Origin of the sequence: Mesorhizobium sp. M0306 (assembly GCF_040321655.1) — a bacterium.
Lineage (GTDB): Bacteria > Pseudomonadota > Alphaproteobacteria > Rhizobiales > Rhizobiaceae > Mesorhizobium.
In genome coordinates this window covers 554,779-572,500 of record NZ_JAMYRY010000001.1, presented here as the reverse complement: position 1 = coordinate 572,500, position 17,722 = coordinate 554,779, and the positions used below count along the sequence as shown (strand labels likewise).

At 61.7% G+C, this 17,722-nt stretch carries 18 protein-coding genes, 1 tRNA gene and 2 rRNA genes (1 of these 21 cut by a window edge); 14 read left to right on the top strand and 7 right to left on the bottom strand.

Annotated elements, in window-relative coordinates:
• From NKI95_RS02895 to NKI95_RS02885, 3 genes are all read left to right on the top strand, one after another.
• Positions 1 to 645, top strand: a 23S ribosomal RNA gene (locus NKI95_RS02895) (it extends 2,154 nt beyond the left edge of the window).
• A 76-nt stretch (positions 646 to 721) separates the two neighbouring features.
• Positions 722 to 836: ribosomal RNA gene (gene rrf, locus NKI95_RS02890) — 5S ribosomal RNA — on the top strand.
• Positions 837 to 966: 130 nt separating this feature from the next.
• A tRNA-Met gene (locus NKI95_RS02885) sits at positions 967 to 1,043 on the top strand.
• Here the strand turns inward: NKI95_RS02885 and NKI95_RS02880 are convergent.
• Both NKI95_RS02880 and NKI95_RS02875 read right to left on the bottom strand, forming a co-directional pair.
• Positions 1,022 to 1,684 (bottom strand): NHL repeat-containing protein, encoded by a 663-nt coding sequence (locus NKI95_RS02880; RefSeq protein WP_352714081.1) that lies wholly within the window; start codon positions 1,682 to 1,684, stop codon positions 1,022 to 1,024. The two genes, NKI95_RS02885 and NKI95_RS02880, sit on opposite strands and share 22 nt — an antisense overlap.
• Positions 1,685 to 2,141: 457 nt before the next feature.
• Positions 2,142 to 2,339, bottom strand: a complete 198-nt coding sequence (locus NKI95_RS02875) for a hypothetical protein (RefSeq protein WP_352714079.1) — start codon at positions 2,337 to 2,339, stop codon at positions 2,142 to 2,144.
• Between the two features lie 365 nt (positions 2,340 to 2,704).
• On the opposite strand from NKI95_RS02875, the gene NKI95_RS02870 reads away from it, so the two are divergent.
• The gene (locus NKI95_RS02870) at positions 2,705 to 3,892 is read left to right on the top strand and encodes a M24 family metallopeptidase (protein ID WP_352714077.1); all 1,188 of its coding nucleotides are present in this window, start codon (positions 2,705 to 2,707) and stop codon (positions 3,890 to 3,892) included.
• Between the two features lie 11 nt (positions 3,893 to 3,903).
• Here the strand turns inward: NKI95_RS02870 and NKI95_RS02865 are convergent, their stop codons facing one another.
• The 3 genes from NKI95_RS02865 to NKI95_RS02855 are packed head-to-tail and all read right to left on the bottom strand — an operon-like array spanning position 3,904 to position 6,397.
• Entirely contained in the window at positions 3,904 to 4,323 is a 420-nt protein-coding gene (locus tag NKI95_RS02865; protein ID WP_352714076.1) for a cupin domain-containing protein, read from the bottom strand.
• A 26-nt stretch (positions 4,324 to 4,349) separates the two neighbouring features.
• Complete coding sequence (locus NKI95_RS02860) at positions 4,350 to 5,189, bottom strand: phosphoenolpyruvate hydrolase family protein (protein ID WP_352714075.1); 840 nt, start codon at positions 5,187 to 5,189, stop codon at positions 4,350 to 4,352.
• An 11-nt stretch (positions 5,190 to 5,200) separates the two neighbouring features.
• Complete coding sequence (locus tag NKI95_RS02855; protein WP_352714073.1) at positions 5,201 to 6,397, bottom strand: Tm-1-like ATP-binding domain-containing protein; 1,197 nt, start codon at positions 6,395 to 6,397, stop codon at positions 5,201 to 5,203.
• A 106-nt stretch (positions 6,398 to 6,503) separates the two neighbouring features.
• Here NKI95_RS02855 and NKI95_RS02850 point away from each other — a divergent pair, with 106 nt between their 5' ends.
• The 8 genes from NKI95_RS02850 to NKI95_RS02815 all read left to right on the top strand — a co-directional run bounded on the left by NKI95_RS02850 (position 6,504) and on the right by NKI95_RS02815 (position 13,648).
• On the top strand, positions 6,504 to 7,199 hold the full coding sequence (locus NKI95_RS02850; RefSeq protein WP_352714071.1) for a TetR/AcrR family transcriptional regulator: 696 nt from the start codon (positions 6,504 to 6,506) through the stop codon (positions 7,197 to 7,199).
• 359 nt (positions 7,200 to 7,558) lie between these two features.
• Positions 7,559 to 8,875 (top strand): ABC transporter substrate-binding protein, encoded by a 1,317-nt coding sequence (locus NKI95_RS02845; protein ID WP_023722314.1) that lies wholly within the window; start codon positions 7,559 to 7,561, stop codon positions 8,873 to 8,875.
• A gap of 74 nt (positions 8,876 to 8,949) precedes the next feature.
• A complete protein-coding gene (locus tag NKI95_RS02840; RefSeq protein ID WP_023722315.1) occupies positions 8,950 to 9,855 on the top strand; it encodes a carbohydrate ABC transporter permease in 906 nt (301 codons plus the stop codon).
• Between the two features lies 1 nt (position 9,856).
• Positions 9,857 to 10,816, top strand: a complete 960-nt coding sequence (locus NKI95_RS02835; protein ID WP_352714069.1) for a carbohydrate ABC transporter permease — start codon at positions 9,857 to 9,859, stop codon at positions 10,814 to 10,816.
• The gene (locus NKI95_RS02830) at positions 10,813 to 11,034 is read left to right on the top strand and encodes a hypothetical protein (protein ID WP_352714068.1); all 222 of its coding nucleotides are present in this window, start codon (positions 10,813 to 10,815) and stop codon (positions 11,032 to 11,034) included. The genes NKI95_RS02835 and NKI95_RS02830 overlap by 4 nt, the downstream gene beginning before the upstream one ends.
• Positions 11,031 to 12,134, top strand: coding sequence for an ABC transporter ATP-binding protein (locus NKI95_RS02825; protein WP_352714066.1), 1,104 nt, complete (start codon positions 11,031 to 11,033; stop codon positions 12,132 to 12,134). The genes NKI95_RS02830 and NKI95_RS02825 overlap by 4 nt, the downstream gene beginning before the upstream one ends.
• Positions 12,134 to 13,237 (top strand): ABC transporter ATP-binding protein, encoded by a 1,104-nt coding sequence (locus tag NKI95_RS02820; RefSeq protein ID WP_352714064.1) that lies wholly within the window; start codon positions 12,134 to 12,136, stop codon positions 13,235 to 13,237. Before NKI95_RS02825 ends, NKI95_RS02820 begins: the two co-directional genes overlap by 1 nt.
• Before the next feature lie 129 nt (positions 13,238 to 13,366).
• Complete coding sequence (locus NKI95_RS02815) at positions 13,367 to 13,648, top strand: hypothetical protein (RefSeq protein WP_352714061.1); 282 nt, start codon at positions 13,367 to 13,369, stop codon at positions 13,646 to 13,648.
• Between the two features lie 12 nt (positions 13,649 to 13,660).
• Here NKI95_RS02815 and NKI95_RS02810 read toward each other — a convergent pair whose 3' ends face one another.
• Positions 13,661 to 14,641, bottom strand: a complete 981-nt coding sequence (locus NKI95_RS02810; protein WP_352518055.1) for an AraC family transcriptional regulator — start codon at positions 14,639 to 14,641, stop codon at positions 13,661 to 13,663.
• Between the two features lie 90 nt (positions 14,642 to 14,731).
• Between NKI95_RS02810 and NKI95_RS02805 the strand changes: the two genes are divergently transcribed.
• Positions 14,732 to 15,955, top strand: coding sequence for an MFS transporter (locus NKI95_RS02805; RefSeq protein ID WP_352469246.1), 1,224 nt, complete (start codon positions 14,732 to 14,734; stop codon positions 15,953 to 15,955).
• Here the strand turns inward: NKI95_RS02805 and NKI95_RS02800 are convergent.
• Complete coding sequence (locus NKI95_RS02800; RefSeq protein WP_352714055.1) at positions 15,952 to 16,299, bottom strand: GFA family protein; 348 nt, start codon at positions 16,297 to 16,299, stop codon at positions 15,952 to 15,954. The genes NKI95_RS02805 and NKI95_RS02800 overlap by 4 nt on opposite strands.
• Before the next feature lie 120 nt (positions 16,300 to 16,419).
• Here NKI95_RS02800 and NKI95_RS02795 point away from each other — a divergent pair, with 120 nt between their 5' ends.
• Complete coding sequence (locus tag NKI95_RS02795; protein WP_352714050.1) at positions 16,420 to 17,715, top strand: amidase; 1,296 nt, start codon at positions 16,420 to 16,422, stop codon at positions 17,713 to 17,715.
• Positions 17,716 to 17,722 lie beyond the last annotated feature (7 nt).

The window sequence follows — 17,722 nt, the reverse complement described above, 5'->3', positions numbered from 1 at the left end:
GTTTGACTGGGGCGGTCGCCTCCTAAAGAGTAACGGAGGCGCGCGATGGTGGGCTCAGAACGGTCGGAAATCGTTCGCTGAGTGCAATGGCATAAGCCTGCCTGACTGCGAGACTGACAAGTCGAGCAGAGACGAAAGTCGGTCATAGTGATCCGGTGGTCCCGCGTGGAAGGGCCATCGCTCAACGGATAAAAGGTACGCCGGGGATAACAGGCTGATGACCCCCAAGAGTCCATATCGACGGGGTTGTTTGGCACCTCGATGTCGACTCATCGCATCCTGGGGCTGGAGCAGGTCCCAAGGGTATGGCTGTTCGCCATTTAAAGCGGTACGTGAGTTGGGTTCAGAACGTCGTGAGACAGTTCGGTCCCTATCTGCCGTGGGTGTAGGAATATTGAAAGGATCTGTCCCTAGTACGAGAGGACCGGGATGGACGGATCTCTGGTGGACCTGTTGTGGCGCCAGCCGCATAGCAGGGTAGCTATATCCGGACGGGATAACCGCTGAAGGCATCTAAGCGGGAAACCCACCTTAAAACGAGTATTCCCTGAGAACCGTGGAAGACGACCACGTTGATAGGCCGGGTGTGGAAGAGCGGCAACGCTTGAAGCTTACCGGTACTAATAGTTCGATCGGCTTGATCGTTCTCATTCCTAATGCCCATCGTGAACACGATGGATGGCACAGAAAACAGCTTCTCGAGCAACGTGCGTTTTGCCGACCTGGTGGTTATGGCGGAGCGGCTGCACCCGATCCCATTCCGAACTCGGCCGTGAAACGCTCCAGCGCTGATGGTACTTCGTCTCAAGACGCGGGAGAGTAGGTCGCTGCCAGGTCTGCCAAGCGCACGTTGTTTAATCTTCTCCTTACGAACAGGCCCGCCAACGGGACTCCGGGCCGCGCAAGCGGCCCTTTCATTTGGCGGAAGCTTGAATTCGGTGAGCCAAGGCTTACCTTTAGGGTTGACGCGGGGTGGAGCAGCCCGGTAGCTCGTCAGGCTCATAACCTGAAGGTCACAGGTTCAAATCCTGTCCCCGCAACCAAAAACGAAAACGGCCCGCCTTGTGCGGGCCGTTTTCGTTTTGATACCACCCCTGCACAAAATGCATCGAACCCCGGTAGCCCTACGGCGCCGGGTTTTTGTTTTGGGGCGTGCTGCCAAACACCGGAGAGCACCGCGGGCGGGACGGAGTTTCACGTCCTCGCCGGCACCCGAATGTGCTGCATGGATACAGCTCTCTTCTCGTCGATCCATCCTGATTTTGCAGACGCACACGAGGCCGCCAACCGATGGGTCACCGACTCCGATGCTACCTTCGCTGTCGAATAGGAGGGACGGTATTTGCAGGACGATTTTGTTTGCGTGCGGGTCTACCTTGTAGATTGTCTTGCTGCCGACATCCGGCACCCAGACGGCGCCCTCGCCGACGGAAATCCCGCGGTAACTGCCGACAGCCCCCTCAATGGGAATGTCGGCAACAGAGTTGTCGTCTGGATTGATCCGAACAAGCTTACGGCCACTCATCATCCAGAGAGAGTCAAAACCGAAGGCTAAGAAATCGCCGCCACGCTCTATTGTCGCTTCTATGAGCACCTCAGGGGGGTTTTCGGGAGCTGCCGGAGTTGCCCAAGCCGAAGCTGCTATCGAAAAAGCGATTGCGTATGTTGCTGTTTGGATTCCCATTTGCCCCTCCATCAGGGGAATTCCACCTCGCCGTACTGGCTCTGGTCATTCCAAGTAGCGGCCAACCGCAAGCCCCCCTGGCATCACGGCTACGATGGTTGTGTTCAAGCGTCTTTCGCTTGGTGCGGCCGGCTAGCTAGATCATATACTTTGGACGGCAGCACCGGAAGCCGAAACGCTCCGAGGCCTTGCGGAGGGATCCGACAGCATCCAGCTCTCAGGCGCCAGGACTTTCGAACTCTTTCGGTTTGGAAAGACGCTCCTTCTTGGAAATGAGCATACGTCGCACGCCCTTAGCCAGGCCACTCGGCGGCTGGTTCATAGTACACGTACCGACATCGCCGCTGCTGAAATGAGTGTAAGAAGTACGCGAGAGAGAAGCTCAGCATTTCTTGTCGGTATCTCTTCAGCCGCGCAGTTCCCGATGAGGATCATGGCGCCGATCGCTACCGTGCTTTCAGCCCGGCTTAACGGGCTTACCAAAGGCAGGCCCTCCTTGCTTCTTCTCGCCACCGCTCATCCCTTCGGCGGCGACAACCAGTCGTCCGCCCTTTCTCGGCGTCTGCGCCGAGCCGATCGTCGGCATGGCGGTAGAGGCCAGCAGCAATGCCGAACCGGCCAGCATCGTACGTCTGGAAATGGTGAACTCTGGCATGATCGAACTCCGTCCTCTCCGGGGACCCGGCCGGGTGCGCCGTACCCCTCGGACGCTCGTAAGCATCCTGCAAAGCTGATTATGGGCCTTGTCCGGGGTTTCGCCAGAGACGGAATTGGCGCATCCCCACGTGGCTTTGAAATTTCCGTCCGCTGGACCAGTTATACAGAAACGGTTCGATGCGCGGTTCTGGCAAGACCAGACTGGAGTAAAGTGCAGCAGGTGGAGCAGCTTTTGGGGCTGGTTCGCCCGTTCTGGCTGGACCAGATCGGGCAAAATGATGCAGATTTAAGCATAGCCGAGGATCAGAGCCGGAAAAGCCGGTGCCGGCGAGCGGCCGGCTAAGGGATTTCAGGGAGAGAGACATGAACATTGCCCCAGGCAAGAATGCCGTCGGCAGCGTGCCGTTCGACCAGGCCAGGGTGGACGGGCTGATGGAGGAAGCCGGCATCGACGTGCTGCTCGCCACCTCCAAGCACAACACGCAATATCTGCTTGGCGGCTACAAGTTCATCTTCTTCGCCGCCATGGATGCAATCGGCCACAGCCGTTATCTGCCTGTCGTCGTCTATGAGAAAGGCGGGCCGGAGCATGCCGCCTATATCGGCAACCGCATGGAGGGCGGCGAGCACCAGAACCATCCGTTCTGGACGCCGACACTGCATGCCGCCTGCTGGGGTACGCTCGATGCCGCCAATCTGGCGGTCGAGCATTTGCGAAAGATCGGCAAAGACAATGCCCGCATCGGCATCGAGCCCGCCTTCTTGCCGTCCGACGCCTATATGCTGATCCGCAAGGCGCTGCCGGATGCCAAGCTGATCGACGCGACTGATATGCTGGAGCGCATGCGGGCAATCAAAACCGAGGCGGAGCTGGAGAAGCTGCGCATCGCCTCCGAGCTGATCACCGATTCTATGCTGGCGACCATTGGCTGGGCACGCGAAGGCACGACGAAGAGCGAGATCATCGAACAGCTTAGGCGCGAGGAAACCAATCGCGGCGCGCATTTCGAATATTGCCTGCTGACGCTAGGCTCCAGTCACAACCGTGCCGCCTCGCCGCAGGCGTGGAAGAAGGGCGAGGTGATGTCGATCGACTCCGGCGGCAACTACCACGGCTATATCGGCGACCTCTGCCGCATGGGCGTGCTGGGTGAGCCTGACGCCGAACTCGAGGATCTACTAGCCGAGATCGAGACAGTGCAGCAGGCGGCCTTCTCCAAGGTCAAGGCGGGCACGCTGGGCGGTGACATGATTTCTCATGCCGAAGGCGTGCTGAAGAAATCCAAGGTTGCGGCCTACACTGATTTCTTCGCGCATGGCATGGGGCTGATCACGCATGAAGCGCCGTTCCTGATGACCAACCATCCGGTGACCTATGAAGGCACCTATGCCGCAAAGCCGCTGGAGAAAAACATGGTGCTTTCGGTTGAGACGACCATGCTCCACCCGACGCGCGGCTTCATCAAGCTGGAGGATACGGTGGCGGTGATCGATGCCGGTTACGTCATGTTCGGCGATCGGGGCAGGAGCTGGAACAGGGGCGGGGGTTAGGCGCTTCTATCTCACTTCCCGCCCGGCGGGATCAACCCGAAATCCGGCAACTCCCGCAAGGCCAGTTCCGGCCCGGCCGGCGAGTAAACGACGAAAAGCTGCATCGGCCCGTCGCCGGTATTGAGCGTCGAATGGAAGCGGCTTTCCGGCACATAGATGGTGCAGCCGGGGCCGACCTTCTCGACGACCGGGTTGCCCTTCTCGTCTTCAACCATCTGCTCGCCATTGCCTGAGATGACAAAGATGATCTCCTCGGCACCCGGATGGTTATGACGCGTATGGCCCTTGCCTGACGGCAGGTCGACGACACCACCGGAAAATCGCTTTGCGCCGTTCACTTCGGGAGCGACCGTCAGCGACAGCCTGCCCCAGTCGAAGCCGAAGGCGCTGACATCTTTTGGGTATACGAATACCTTGCTGTTGTCGGTCATCGTCCCATCCTTCTTTTTGCTGGTCTCTACGCAGCGCCGAACGTGACGGCCTTGAAATCCGCCGTCTGCCTGGCGATCGAGGCTTCCGCCGGCAGCCGCTCCATCGAACTGGCGCCATAGAACCCGTGCAGGCCCTTGCAGCGCTCCAGAATATATCTGGCGTCGTCCGGCATCGAGATCGGCCCGCCATGGCAAAGCAGGATTATATCCTCGCGCACTGAGCGTGCCGCTTTGGCGATGGCGTCGATCTCGCTGACACAGTCGTCCAGCGATTTAGCCGATGTCGCGCCGATCGAGCCGCCGGTGGTCACCCCCATATGGGCGACGACGATGTCGGCGCCGGCTTTTGTCATGGCGCGCGCCTCATCGGGGTTGAAGACATAGGGCGTGGTCAACAGGTCGAGTTTGTGCGCTTCGGCAATCATGTCGACCTCGAGCCCGAAGCCCATGCCGGTTTCTTCAAAACTCTGCCGCATCTGGCCGTCGAACAGTCCGATGGTCGGAAAGTTCTGCACGCCGGAAAAGCCCATCGTCTTCAACTCGGCCAAAAGCAGCGGCATGATGACGAAGGGATCGGTGCCGTTGACGCCGGCCAGCACCGGCGTCTTCTTCACTACCGGCAGCACTTCGTAGGCCATTTCCTTGACGATCTCGTTGGCGTTGCCATAGGCGAGCAGGCCGGCGGCCGAGCCGCGCCCGGCCATGCGGTAGCGGCCGGAATTGTAGATGATGATCAGGTCGATGCCGCCGGCTTCCTCTGCCTTGGCCGACAGGCCGGTGCCGGCACCGCCGCCGACGATCGGAACGCCGTCCGCGATCATCTTACGGAATTTCTCCAGGATTTTCTTGCGCGGTATGGCGGTCATGTCTTGGTGTCTCACTGTCTGGCGATGTCGAGGAAGGCCGTTGTGGCAGCCCAGGCGAATTCGGGGTCGTTGATGTGCAGCGGCAGGCGCAGCACGCTCCGCGTTTTGGCGGGTTTGATGGTACGCTCGATCGCCTCGAACAAAGCTGCATCGGCTTCAGGGTCGAAGAAGGCGCCGCCTTCGATGTCGAGCGCCGACACGCCTTTCTCCGGAATGAGGAAACGGACCGGACCCTGGCAGAGGCTCAGCCTTGTACCGATCCATTCGCCGATCGTTCTGCTTTCGTCGGCAGTGGTGCGCATCAGTGTGACGTTTGGATTGTGCTCATAGAACAGCCGGCCGCGATAGCGTTCCGGAATTGTCGGCGGCGCCCAGAAATTGACCATGTCGAGCGCGCCGACCGAGCCGACATAAGGCAGCCCGGTGCGGGCGATGGCACCAAATCGATCTTCGGTCGCCGGCAGCACGCCGCCAAACAGCAAGTCGCAGACTTCGGTCGTTGTGATGTCGATGACGCCGGACAACAGGCCGCTGTCGGCCAATTTTTCCATGGTGCGGCCGCCGGTTCCGGTGGCATGAAAGACCATGCAGTCATAGGTGGAACGAAGCTCATCGGCGATCGCGGTCACGCATGGCGTGGTGACGCCGAACATGGTCAGGCCGATCGAGGGTCTGCCGTCGGCCGGCGGCGCCGGCTTTGCCGCCATGCCTGATATCGCCTGGGCGGCATTGTGCAGCACGACACGCGAAAGCCGGTTGAGGCCGGCCATGTCGGTCACCGACGGCATCATGACGATGTCGGAGACGTCGACGTAAGGCGCGGTGTCGCCGGAGGCCAAGGTCGAAACCATGATCTTGGGCAGACCGAGCGGCAGCGTGCGCATGCCTGCAGTGATGATCGAGGTGCCGCCGCCGCCGCCGATGCCGATAATCCCGGCAATATCGCCGCGCGATTGAACAAACCGGGCAAAGGCGGTGGTCATCGCCGCCACCGCGGTGCCGCGATCGTCGATGCCGAGCACGGCACCGCGACCCTCGGGATGGTGGCTGGCGACCTCGCCTGCCGAAACATCGACCGGCACGGTCGCGCCGCGTGTTCCGATGTCGACGCGGACAATCGAAGCGCCGGTAGCCGCGACCGCATCGGACAGAAATGCGAGTTCCTCACCCTTGGTGTCGGCGGTGCCCACCACATAGATGCGCTTCATCGCGTTTCCCCGGTCTTGGGCGTGCTCGGCGCTGCCGCCCCTTTGCCCGGCCGTTCGACGGGCGAAGGGCCATTGCAATTTTTTGAGACGCGCGTATCGTATTGACATGGATGTCTCACGTCAACAAGCGACAGTGAACGACGACGCCGGCCAAGGGCCGAACCCGCGGGTAGAGCGCGGGGCCCGCGCGCGCACCAGGCGTCTCATGCTGGAGACGGCGACAAAGCTGATGCAGGCGGGCGCCACGCCCTCCGTCAGCGAGGTGGCGGAGGCAGCGGAAGTCTCCCGCGCCACCGCCTATCGGTATTTTCCGAGCCAGGCGGCGCTGGTGCAGGCGGTGGTCGATGAGGGGCTTGGGCCGATCCTTACCTGGAAATCGAGCTCTGCCGATCCCGAGCGCCGGGTCGCCGAGCTGTTCGAGACCGCCATGCCGCGCATCGAGGTCTTCGAAGCGACGTTCAAGGCGGCGCTGAAACTGTCGCTCGACCAGTGGGCGCAGCGACAGGCAGGCACGCTTGACGGCGAACCTGCCTTCACGCGCGGCCATCGCGTCGATCTTTTGAAAGATGCGATCGCGCCACTCAAAGGCCGGTTGCCGCCGCGCGAATTCAAGCGGCTCGCGCAGGCGCTGTCATTGATCTTCGGTGTTGAGATGCTGATCGTATTGAAGGATATATGGGGATTGGATAGCCGCAGTATGATGTCGGTTGCGCAATGGGCGGCCGGCGCTCTGGTGCGCGCGGCTATGACCGAATCGATGATTGAAGGAGATGGGATCGCGCCGACGTCGGCCGCTAGATAACGCCAATCTGGTTCGACCAGATTTTCAACCTGACTATTCATACTACTAGCGATGCAGCGGCCCAAGCAAGGCATTCATGTATCAAGGAGTAGGAAAATTCAGAGAAAACAGGCAGATATCGCAGAAACCAACTTGTCTGCGTGTCCGCCACCGTCCAAGAAAGGGCTTGACGTTCGTCTGAAATTGGTAATACCAGATCAGGGCAAATAAAGCGGATCAAAGGGTGAAGGCTAAGATCCGTTTCGGTCGAACGAGGAGGCTCAAAAACCGGAACGGTGCCGTCACGGGAGGACTACCAGGGCCGGCCTCGCCGCCGGCTCGCATGACGCGGTAGAATGCGCACAAGGGAGGAAATCATTATGCGCAAGACAATGACCAGCTTGCTTGCTGGTATCGGCCTAGTGCTCGCCTGCGGAACGTCCGTCTACGCGCAGGAAAAGGAACTTACAATCTTCTGGGCGGAATGGGATCCGGCCAATTACCTGCAGGAACTCGGCAACGAGTACGAGAAGGAAACCGGCGTCAAGATCACGGTGGAAACCACACCGTGGCCCGACTTCCAGACCAAGGCCTTCACCGAGTTCAACGCCCATGGCGACGCCTATGATATGGTCGTCGGCGACTCGCAATGGCTCGGTGCCGGCTCGACCGGTGGCCACTATGTCGACCTGACCGACTTCTTCAATAAGCACAAGGTCGGCGACGTGATGGCACCGGCGACGGTGAAGTACTACGCCGAATATCCGGGCGGCAGCAGCAAGTACTGGGCCATTCCACTTGAAGGCGACGCCGTCGGCTGGTCCTACCGCAAGGACTGGTTCGAGGATCCGAAGGAAAAGGAAGCCTTCAAGGCCAAGTATGGCTACGATCTCGACGTGCCGAAGGATTTCAAGGCGCTGCGCGACATCGCCGAGTTCTTCTACCGGCCGGACCAGAAAAAATACGGCATCGCCATCTACACCGACAATTCGTATGACGCGATGGCGATGGGCTTCGAAAACGCGCTGTTTTCCTTTGGCGGCGAGCTGGGTGATTATAAGACCTACAAGGTCGACGGCTTCATCAACTCCGACAAGGCGATCGCGGCGCTCGACGCCTACAAGGAACTCTACAAGTTCACGCCTCCGGGCTGGGCCAAGTCGTTCTTCGTCGAGGACAACCAGGCGATCACTGAAAACCTGGCCGCGATGAGCATGAACTACTTCGCGTTCTTCCCCTCGCTGATCAACGAGGCGTCGAACCCGAATGCCAAGAACACCGGTTTCTTCGCCAATCCTCCCGGCCCGAACGGCGACCAGTTCGCCGCACTCGGCGGTCAGGGCATCTCCATCGTTTCATACTCGCAGAAGCAGGAAGAGGCGACGAAGTTCCTGGAATGGTTCATCAAGGACGAGACCCAGAAGAAATGGGCAGCGCTTGGCGGCTACACCTGCAGTGCCGCCGTGCTCAAGTCGCCCGAATTCCAGAACGCCACGCCCTACAACAAGGCGTTCTACGAGACCATGTTCAAGGTCAAGGACTTCTGGGCGGTTCCGGAATATGCGGAACTGCTGCAGCAGCTCAACCAGCGCATCTATCCCTACATGATCGGCGGCGAAGGCACCGCCAAGGAGACGCTGGACGCACTGGCAGCCGACTGGAACGCGACCTTCAAGAAATACGGCCGCGGCCAATAAGTTTGAAGTTTCACGGAGGGGGCGTTCGTGCCTCCTCCGTTTCTTTTTCTGATTTTTGAACCGGGAGCAGGGTCTTGGCGACCACGATGATCACCACGCTGGACAGGTCTTCGCGGGCCGCCGCTCGCGGTCTAAGCGACATTTCGATCCGCAATCTCTTCATCATCCCGACGATCCTGTTTCTGATCGTCTTCAACATCTTCCCGCTGATCTATTCGCTGGGCTATTCGTTCACCGATTTCCGCGCCTCGACCAGCGCGGCGGCGAATTTCGTCGGGCTGCAAAACTATCGCGACCTGCTCAGCGATCCCTATGTCTGGTCCAACTTCGCCATCACCGCAAAATACGTCATCATCTCGGTCGCCGGCCAGCTGCTCGTCGGCTTCGGCGTGGCCATGCTGCTCAACCGCGACATTCCGCTCAAGGGCCTGCTGACGACGCTCCTGTTGTTGCCGATGATGCTGTCGATGGCCGTCGTCGGCCTGTTCTGGAAGCTGCTCTACGATCCGTCCTTCGGCATCATCAATTATGCGCTGGGCCTCGGCACCTTCGAATGGCTGTCGGATCCGAAAATGGCGCTCTATGCGGTCGCGCTGACCGACATCTGGATGTGGTCGCCCTTCGTCATGCTGTTGTCGCTGGCCGGCCTGTCGGCCGTGCCCAAGCATCTCTACGAGGCAGCCGCGATCGACAGGGCCGGGCCGTTCTACACCTTCTTCCGCATAACGCTGCCGCTGGTTGCGCCGATCCTGATGATCGCGGTCATCTTCCGCACCATGGAGGCGTTCAAGACCTTCGACCTCGCCTACATCCTGACCAGCCAGCCGACGGCCGAGCTGATCTCGATCCGGCTCTACAAGATGGCGTTCCAGGAATGGCAGACCGGGCGTTCCTGCGCGCTCGCCTACATCGTGCTGATCATGGTGCTGGCGATCACCAACATCTATGTCAAATACCTCAACAAGGTGAAGGAGCGCTGAGATGGCCGCAGTCCGCACTTCTTCCGAAATCAGCTTCAACCGGGTCGCTATCGTCGCTGTTCTGCTGGTGACGATCATCTTCCTGGCGCCGATCTACTGGATCGCCTCGACGGCGTTCAAGCCGCGCAACCTCGCCACCACCATTCCGCCGACGGTGGTTTTCCAGCCGGAGATATCGCCCTTCGTCAAGTTGTTCACCAAGCGTTCGCAGCTGCGCAGTCCGCCGTCGCCGGAGGAGTACGCGGCCGCGCCGTGGTGGGAGCGCGTCGTCTTCAATGGCGGCGAAAAGATCGTGCGCGACGGCAAGGGCCAGGTGCAGTGGTCGGGCTATCCGAGCCGTTTCATGAACTCGCTGATCGTTGCCATAACCTCGACCGTCCTGGCCGTCGGCATGGGCACCTTCACCGCCTATGGGTTCTCGCGCTTCAAGGTAAAAGGCGAGGCGGACCTACTGTTCTTCATCCTGTCGACACGCATGCTGCCGCCGGTGGTCGTCGCCATTCCGATGTTCCTGATGTACCGGGCGGTCGGCCTCAACGATTCCCATATCGGCCTGATCATCCTTTACACTGCCTTCAACCTGTCCTTCTCGGTGTGGCTGATGAAAGGCTTCATGGACGAGATCCCCAAGGAGTATGAGGAGGCGGCCCTCGTCGACGGCTATACGCGCATGGAGGCCTTCTTCAAGATCGTGCTGCCCGAGGCCGCCACCGGCATCGCCGCCACCGCCGTGTTCTGCTTTATCACGGCGTGGAACGAATATGCCTTCGCACTGATCATGACCAGCCGCCGTGCCCAGACAGCACCGCCCTTCATCCCCAGCCAGGTCGGTTCCGGCCTGCCGGACTGGACGGTGATTGCCGCCGGAACCTTCCTGTTCCTGCTGCCGGTGGCGATCTTCACCTTCCTGCTCCGCAACCATCTGCTGCGCGGCATGTCGTTTGGAGCGATCCGCAAATGAGCTTTCGTGCCATCAACCAGAAATATCTCGAACCAGGCTCTCAAGTGCTGATGGTGCTCGGTATCATCGCGCTCTGCCAGCCGTGGAACATGCTGCTGCACAGCTATGGCGTGACCATCATCCTGATCGGCCTGATCGGCTTCAACATCACCTCCAAGATCGCGCCGGAGGAGAAGGCCAGCACCGGGCAAGGGGCAAATCCGGGGGCACAGCATTGACCCAGATCGAGCTTCGCGGCGTCCAGAAATATTTCGGCGCCGTCCAGGTCATCAAGGACCTCAACCTGAAGATCGACGATAACGAGTTCATCGTGCTGCTCGGCCAGTCGGGCTGCGGCAAGACGACGACGCTCAGGGCGATTGCCGGGCTGGAGACGATCGACGGCGGCGACATCCTCATCGACGGCAAGCCGGTCCAGCACCTCAAGGCCGCCGACCGTGACATCGCCATGGTCTTCCAGTCGTTCTCGCTCTATCCGCATATGAGCGTCTATGAGAACATCGCCTTTCCGCTGAGAGCGACGCGCAAGAGCAAGGCCGAGATCGACAGCGAGGTGCGCTCGGTCGCCAAGACGCTGCAGATCAGCGATCTCCTCGCCAAGAAGCCGTCGGCGCTGTCGGGCGGCGACATGCAGCGCGTGGCGATCGGCCGAGCCTTGGTGCGGCGGCCGAAGGCGATGCTGATGGACGAGCCGATCGGGGCGCTCGATGCCAAGCTGCGCGAGGAGATGCGGGCCGAGATCAAGCGGCTGCACATCAAGCAGGGCTCGACCAGCATCTACGTTACCCACGACCAGATCGAGGCGATGAGCCTCGCCGACCGCATCGTCATCATGCATGAAGGTGTGCTGCAGCAGGTCGGCTCGCCGGACGAGGTCTATTCGCATCCAGCGAATCTTTTCGTCGCGCAGTTTGTCGGCAGCCCGGTGATGAACGTCGCCGACGCTTCGGTGACCGAGAAAGCCTCATCGGCCTCGGTCACGGTCGGCGATGCGGCCGCCGGTTTCGAATTCCCGCGCGCCTTGCTGTCGAAGCTCAACGGCCATGCCGGCAGCCAACTCGCGCTCGGCATCCGGCCGGAAGGCGTCCTCGTCCGCCGCGAAGCCGCCGAGGGATTCTTGCCGGTGGAGACGCAGATCGTCGAGCCGCTCGGGTCCTTCGACATCGTCGACCTCAAGGTCGGCTCCAAGATGCTGCGTGCGCGCACCAAGAGCGGCTTTATCGGCGGCCCCGGCGAAAGGGTCTTCGTCAGAATCGATCCCAGCCAGGCGCATTTCTTCGACACGGCGAGCGGCAAATCGCTGGGAGTGAGACTCTGATGGCCCACATCCAGCTCAAGAACATCTCGAAGAAGTTCGGCAACCACACCGCCTTGACCGGGCTTGATCTCGACATCGCCGATGGCGAGTTCTTCGTCCTGCTTGGCGAGACCGGCGCCGGCAAGACGACGACGCTGCGCATGATTGCCGGCCTGGAAAAACCGAGCGAAGGTCAGGTCTTCATCGACGGCGTCGATGTCGCAGACTGGGGTGCGGCCGAGCGCGACGTGGCGCTGGTGTTGCAGCAATATTCGCTTTATCCGCGCTATACGGTGCGCGAAAACCTCGAATTTCCGCTGAAGCCGAAGATCCGCCGGCTGCCCGATGCCGAGATCAAGGATCGTGTCGACCGCGCCGCCAGGACGCTGCGGATCGAGCATCTGCTCGACCGCAAGACCGACAGGCTTTCAGGCGGCGAGATGCAGCGCGTCTCGATCGGTCGCGCCATCGTGCGCAAGCCGCGGGTATTCCTGATGGACGAGCCGTTGTCGGCGCTCGACGCCAAGTTGCGCGAGGCGCTACGCACCGAATTGAAGAACCTGCAGATGCAGCTTGGCGCCACCTTCCTGTTCGTGACGCACGATCAGATCGAGGCGATGTCGATGGGGGACAAGGTCGGCGTGCTCAACCATGGCCGCATCGTCCAGACCGGCACGCCGTACGAGATCTACAACAATCCGCGCGACACCTACGTGGCGAGCTTCGTCGGCTCGCCGCCGATGAATCTCATCGACGGCAAGCTTGTCAACGGACGTGCGGTGATGGCGCCGCTCAATTTCGAATTGCCGTTTGCGGGGGGTGCCAAGACTCCGGGGGGTGCCAAGACGGGCGCGGCGACCGACGGTCGCCCGCTCGTCTTCGGTATTCGTCCCGAGGACGTCTATCTCGAGACCGGCGCGCCGGTCGAGGCGCGGGTCCATGACGTCGAGAACCATGGCGTCGAGAAGATCCTGACGCTGCGGGTCGGCGACGCCATGCTGCGCGCCACCGTGCCGGCCAGGACCGACGTCCAGATAGAGCAGCCGGTGCGCTTTGCCTGGAACCCGGACAAGGTGGTGCTGTTCGACAAGGGCAGCGGAATAAGCCTGCGTCACGCCAGCTAAATGCCCTGGGCCATCCGCATCCCCCGTACGGGGGATGCGGATGCTCCGATTTGTCGAGTAGGCTGATCCTTCGGTCCCAAAAAGGGATTTGCACGCCCAATTTGGAGACCCAAATACGGAGGGTTGGCTATGGGAAATCTGTTACGCAGTTTTGCGACGATCCTGCTTGTCGCCGGTATGGGATTGTCGGCCGCGCATCTGGGCGAGGCGCAGGCAGCCAAGAAAGTTGTCGCCGGCGCGCAGGTCGACGCCAAGAAGATCAAGGACCTCAGCGGCGCGGTCAATCTGTCCACCAGTGACTGCAAACTGTTGTTGAGCGGTACCGTCGTCGAAGTCTCGGATGGCAGGTGCGGGGCTTCCGGCAAATATTGCAAGAGTAGCGCCGGCTCGGCCTGCATCACCGAGCAATAACCCGGCCAATGTTTAGCCGGCCTGGCGGATCTCCGCCTGTTCCTCGGCCCGAAAATGGCTGGGCGGCGATCCGATGACCCGCTTGAAGGCGCGGCTGAAGGAGGCGTCGGATTCGTAGCCGAGGCGCGCCGCGACGACGGAAATCTTGAGCCGGTCACGGACCAGCCATTGCCTCGCCTGGTGCATCCGCACCTGCGTGACGTACTTTGCCGGTGTTTCGCCGACAATGGTCGCGAAGCGCTCGGCGAAACCTGATCGCGAGGCACCCATCATCTTCGCCAGAGCCTCCACCGTCCAGTCGCGGTTCGGTTCGAGATGGATTGCGGCCAGCACCCGGCCGATCTCGCGGTCCCTGACCGCCGCGATCCATCCGGAAGAGTCGCCGCAGCCGCGCTCGACCCATGAGCGGATGACGGTTGCGGCAAGCACATCGGCCAGCCGCGCCAGGATGCCGCCGGAGCCGACGCGTTCCATCGTCACCTCGCGGGCCATCGCCTCCAGCAAATGCGGGATACCTGGCTCATAGACCTCCAACTCATGTGCGCGCATCACGTCCGGCATCATGCCGAGCAAGGGGTGCAAGCCATCGAGATTGAAATACATGCTGCCGAAAAACAGCAAGGTGCCCGGACGGCAGCCGGGCACGCCGTCATTCGACATGCAATAGACATCCTTGCAGATTTCCTCGACCTCATAGCCGTGGATCGGCGCCGCCTCGATACCCGGCTCACTCGCCAGCGTGTGGGCTGAACCGCGTGGCAACAAGGCAGCGTCGCCCGCCTTGAGTTCCACCCATTCGCCGGACGGTTGCAGCAACCAGCAGCCTTTGCGGCCGATGAAATGAAACCGTGCCGCCGCCTGAGCCGGAAAATGGATGCCCCAAGGTTCCTTCATCTCGCAACGGCCGTAATCGACACCTTCGAGACGCAATCCGCGCAATATGTCCGTCAGCGGATCGCCGGTGAGGGGAATTTTGGACGAACTGTCAAACATAATGGTGTTTCTAGCATGGAAACTCCAGCTAGTCACTCCCTATGTTGCATTGCAGCTAGATGCTGCGCTGCAACAGACCGGAGATCCCTCATGACCGAACCCGCGACAGGCGTCATGGACGCCGTTCTCGACCCATCGGAAACCGGCGAACGGTCCGAACCGGCATGGGGGGCGGTGGTCTCCCTGGCGCTCGGAGTCTTCGGCCTGGTGACCGCGGAATTCCTGCCCGCCAGCCTGCTGACGCCGCTTGCGCAGGATCTCGGCATCACCGAAGGCGCCGCCGGGCAGGCGGTAACGGCCACCGCCGTCATTGGCGCGATCGCGGCGCCGACCATGGCCATTGTCACCAAGCGGCTGGACCGCAGGCTGGTCATGTGGGCGCTGACGGTGCTGCTTGTGCTGTCAAACCTGGTGGCCGCGTTTGCATCGTCGCTTCCCGTTCTTCTGATCGCCCGCATCATGCTCGGGATCAGTCTTGGCGGCTTCTGGTCGATGTCGGCAGCCATGGCGATGCGGCTCGTTCCGATGCGGCTGATGCCGCGTGCCATGTCGATCATCCTCACCGGCGTCTCGGTGGCGACGGTCTGTGCGGCTCCGGTCGGCGCCTATGTCGGCGACATCTGGGGATGGCGGACAGCGTTCATGATCGCTGCCGTGGTCGGCGCGCTGGCGCTGCTGGTGCAGGTGGCTACCATTCCGAAGCTGCCGCCGGCAGGTACGGCAGGTTTTCGCACGCTGCTGGAGGTGATGAAGCGGCCGATGATCAGGGTGGCACTGCTGGTGGTGTTGCTGGTCGCCTCGGGACACTTTGCCGGCTTCACTTATGTCCGCCCGTTTCTCGAGAAGGTGCCCACGCTGGACATCGAGACGATCTCGCTTGTGCTGCTCGCCTACGGCATTGGTGGCTTTTTCGGCAATTTCGCCGGCGGCTTTATCGCCGAACGCAGCCTCAAGGCAGCCGTCAGCCTGGCGCCTCTGCTGATCGCGTTTTCGGCGGTGTTGCTGCTGGTGGTCGGAGCCTCACCCGTGGTGGCTGCAATAGCAGTGGCCAGCTGGGGCTTTGCCTTCGGCGCGGTGCCGGTCGGGCTGCAGACCTGGCTGGTGCGGGCCGCCCCCGATCAGGCGGAAAGCGCCGGCGGGCTGATGGTTATGACATTTCAGGTCGCCATCGCGTTGGGCGCCGTCTTCGGCGGCCTGCTGGTCGACAATGCCGGCGTTGCCAGCGCCTTCGCCTATTGCGCGGCGGCGACGTTGCTTGCCGCCCTGGCGGCGTTCTTCCTTGGCCCGAAGCCGATCGACGATCCCAAGGCCTAAACTGAACGGCCGTCGAAGTCGAAGACCGGCACGGCGGCGACGTCCAACGCCTCGATGCAATGAATATTGATATAGGCACTTCGCCCGCTCCCTTCGCCGACATCCTCGGCGAAGGGGTGAATGCCGCAGCTGCGGCAGAAGCGGTGGGCGATGACATGGTTGCCGAAGCTGTAGCGGCCGAGATCATCGCCCCAGGCAAGTACCCGCATGCTCTCATGCGGCACTGCCCATAGCAGTGCACTCTTGCGCGAGCAGATCGAGCAATTGCACCGAACGGCTCCGGTCAACTCGCCTTCGACCTCGAACGCGACCTTGCCGCAGTGGCAGCTGCCTTGGTAGAGCATCGGGCCTTCCTCCTTCGGTTCGACAGGTGCAAATCCGACCGTGCCGGGCTATGTCTCCTGCGGCCAGCTAGTGGCTGCTACCTTAAGACGTTGCAAGTGGGCGGAGTCCGACACCGAAAAATGCAATCAGCCCGTGATCGCCTCGAAGCAATTCTTTCGCGTCTTGCCGCTCGCGTGGGCGATGAGAGCGTTTTCGTAAAGCTCTACCCGGAAGCCGCACGGGCGGCGGCGGACGCCGCCGATGCGCGGCGAAAAGCCGGCGTCACACTCGGGCTGCTCGATGGGGCGACCGTCTCGATCAAGGATCTGTTCGATGTCGCCGGCGAGCCGACCACGGCGGGCTCTCTGCTGCTCGCCACCGCAGCGCCGGCGCTGCGGGATGCCATTGTCGTGCGACGGCTGCGCCAGGCCGGTGCAGTCATCCTCGGCAAGACCAACATGACCGAGTTCGCCTTCACTGCGATCGGCGTCAACCCACATTACGGTACGCCCGGCAATGCAAGCGATGCCAGCCGTATCCCGGGCGGCTCGTCCTCAGGCGCCGCGGTTTCGGTCGGCGAAGGTACCAGCGAAATCTCCATCGGTTCCGATACCGGCGGTTCGGTACGCATTCCGGCATCGTTGAATGGCGTCGTCGGTTTCAAGCCGACGGCGCGGCGCGTGCCGCTCGCGGGTGCGTTTCCGCTGTCGGCCACGCTGGACTCGATCGGTCCGCTGGCCCGCACCGTCGCCGAATGTGCGGCGGCCGATGCAGTGATGTCGGGCGAAAACCTGGCGGCATTGTTGCCGCTGCCGCTGGACGGCCTGCGCATCGGTATTGCGCGCGGCGTGCTGTTCGATGATACGCAGGAAGAGGTCGCGACGACGTTCGACCGGTGTCTGCGCAAGATGGAGCTTAGCGGCGCACGGCTTGCGGAACTGTCGATCGACGACCTGCTTGCCGATCTGCGCGCGGCAACCAAGCGCGCGTCGATCGCGGCGATGGAAGGGGCGGAGATCCATGCCGACCGGCTGGCGACCGGAGTGGCGACGCCGGTCGACCCGCGGGTAAGCGGACCATTGTCGCGCGCCGCCGCCATTCCGGCCACGGTCTATATCAGGGCAATGCGCTGCCGCACGGCGCTGGCCGCCGCAATGGACGACCGACTGGCAGCGGTCGACGCGCTGGCCCTGCCGACCACGCCGGTGACGGCGCCGACGATCGTCTCGATGACCGACGACGAGGCTCTGTGGAACAGGACGGAAGGCCTTCTGCTGCGCAACACGCAGGTCGCCAACCAGTTCGATCTGTCAGCCATCTCGCTGCCGATGCCGGGAATGACGCGCCCGGCCGGGCTGATGCTGGTGGCGCGCAATGGCCATGACCACCACCTGCTGCGCATCGCAGCGGGCGTGGAGGCGCTGCTTGCAAATTGATCCGATA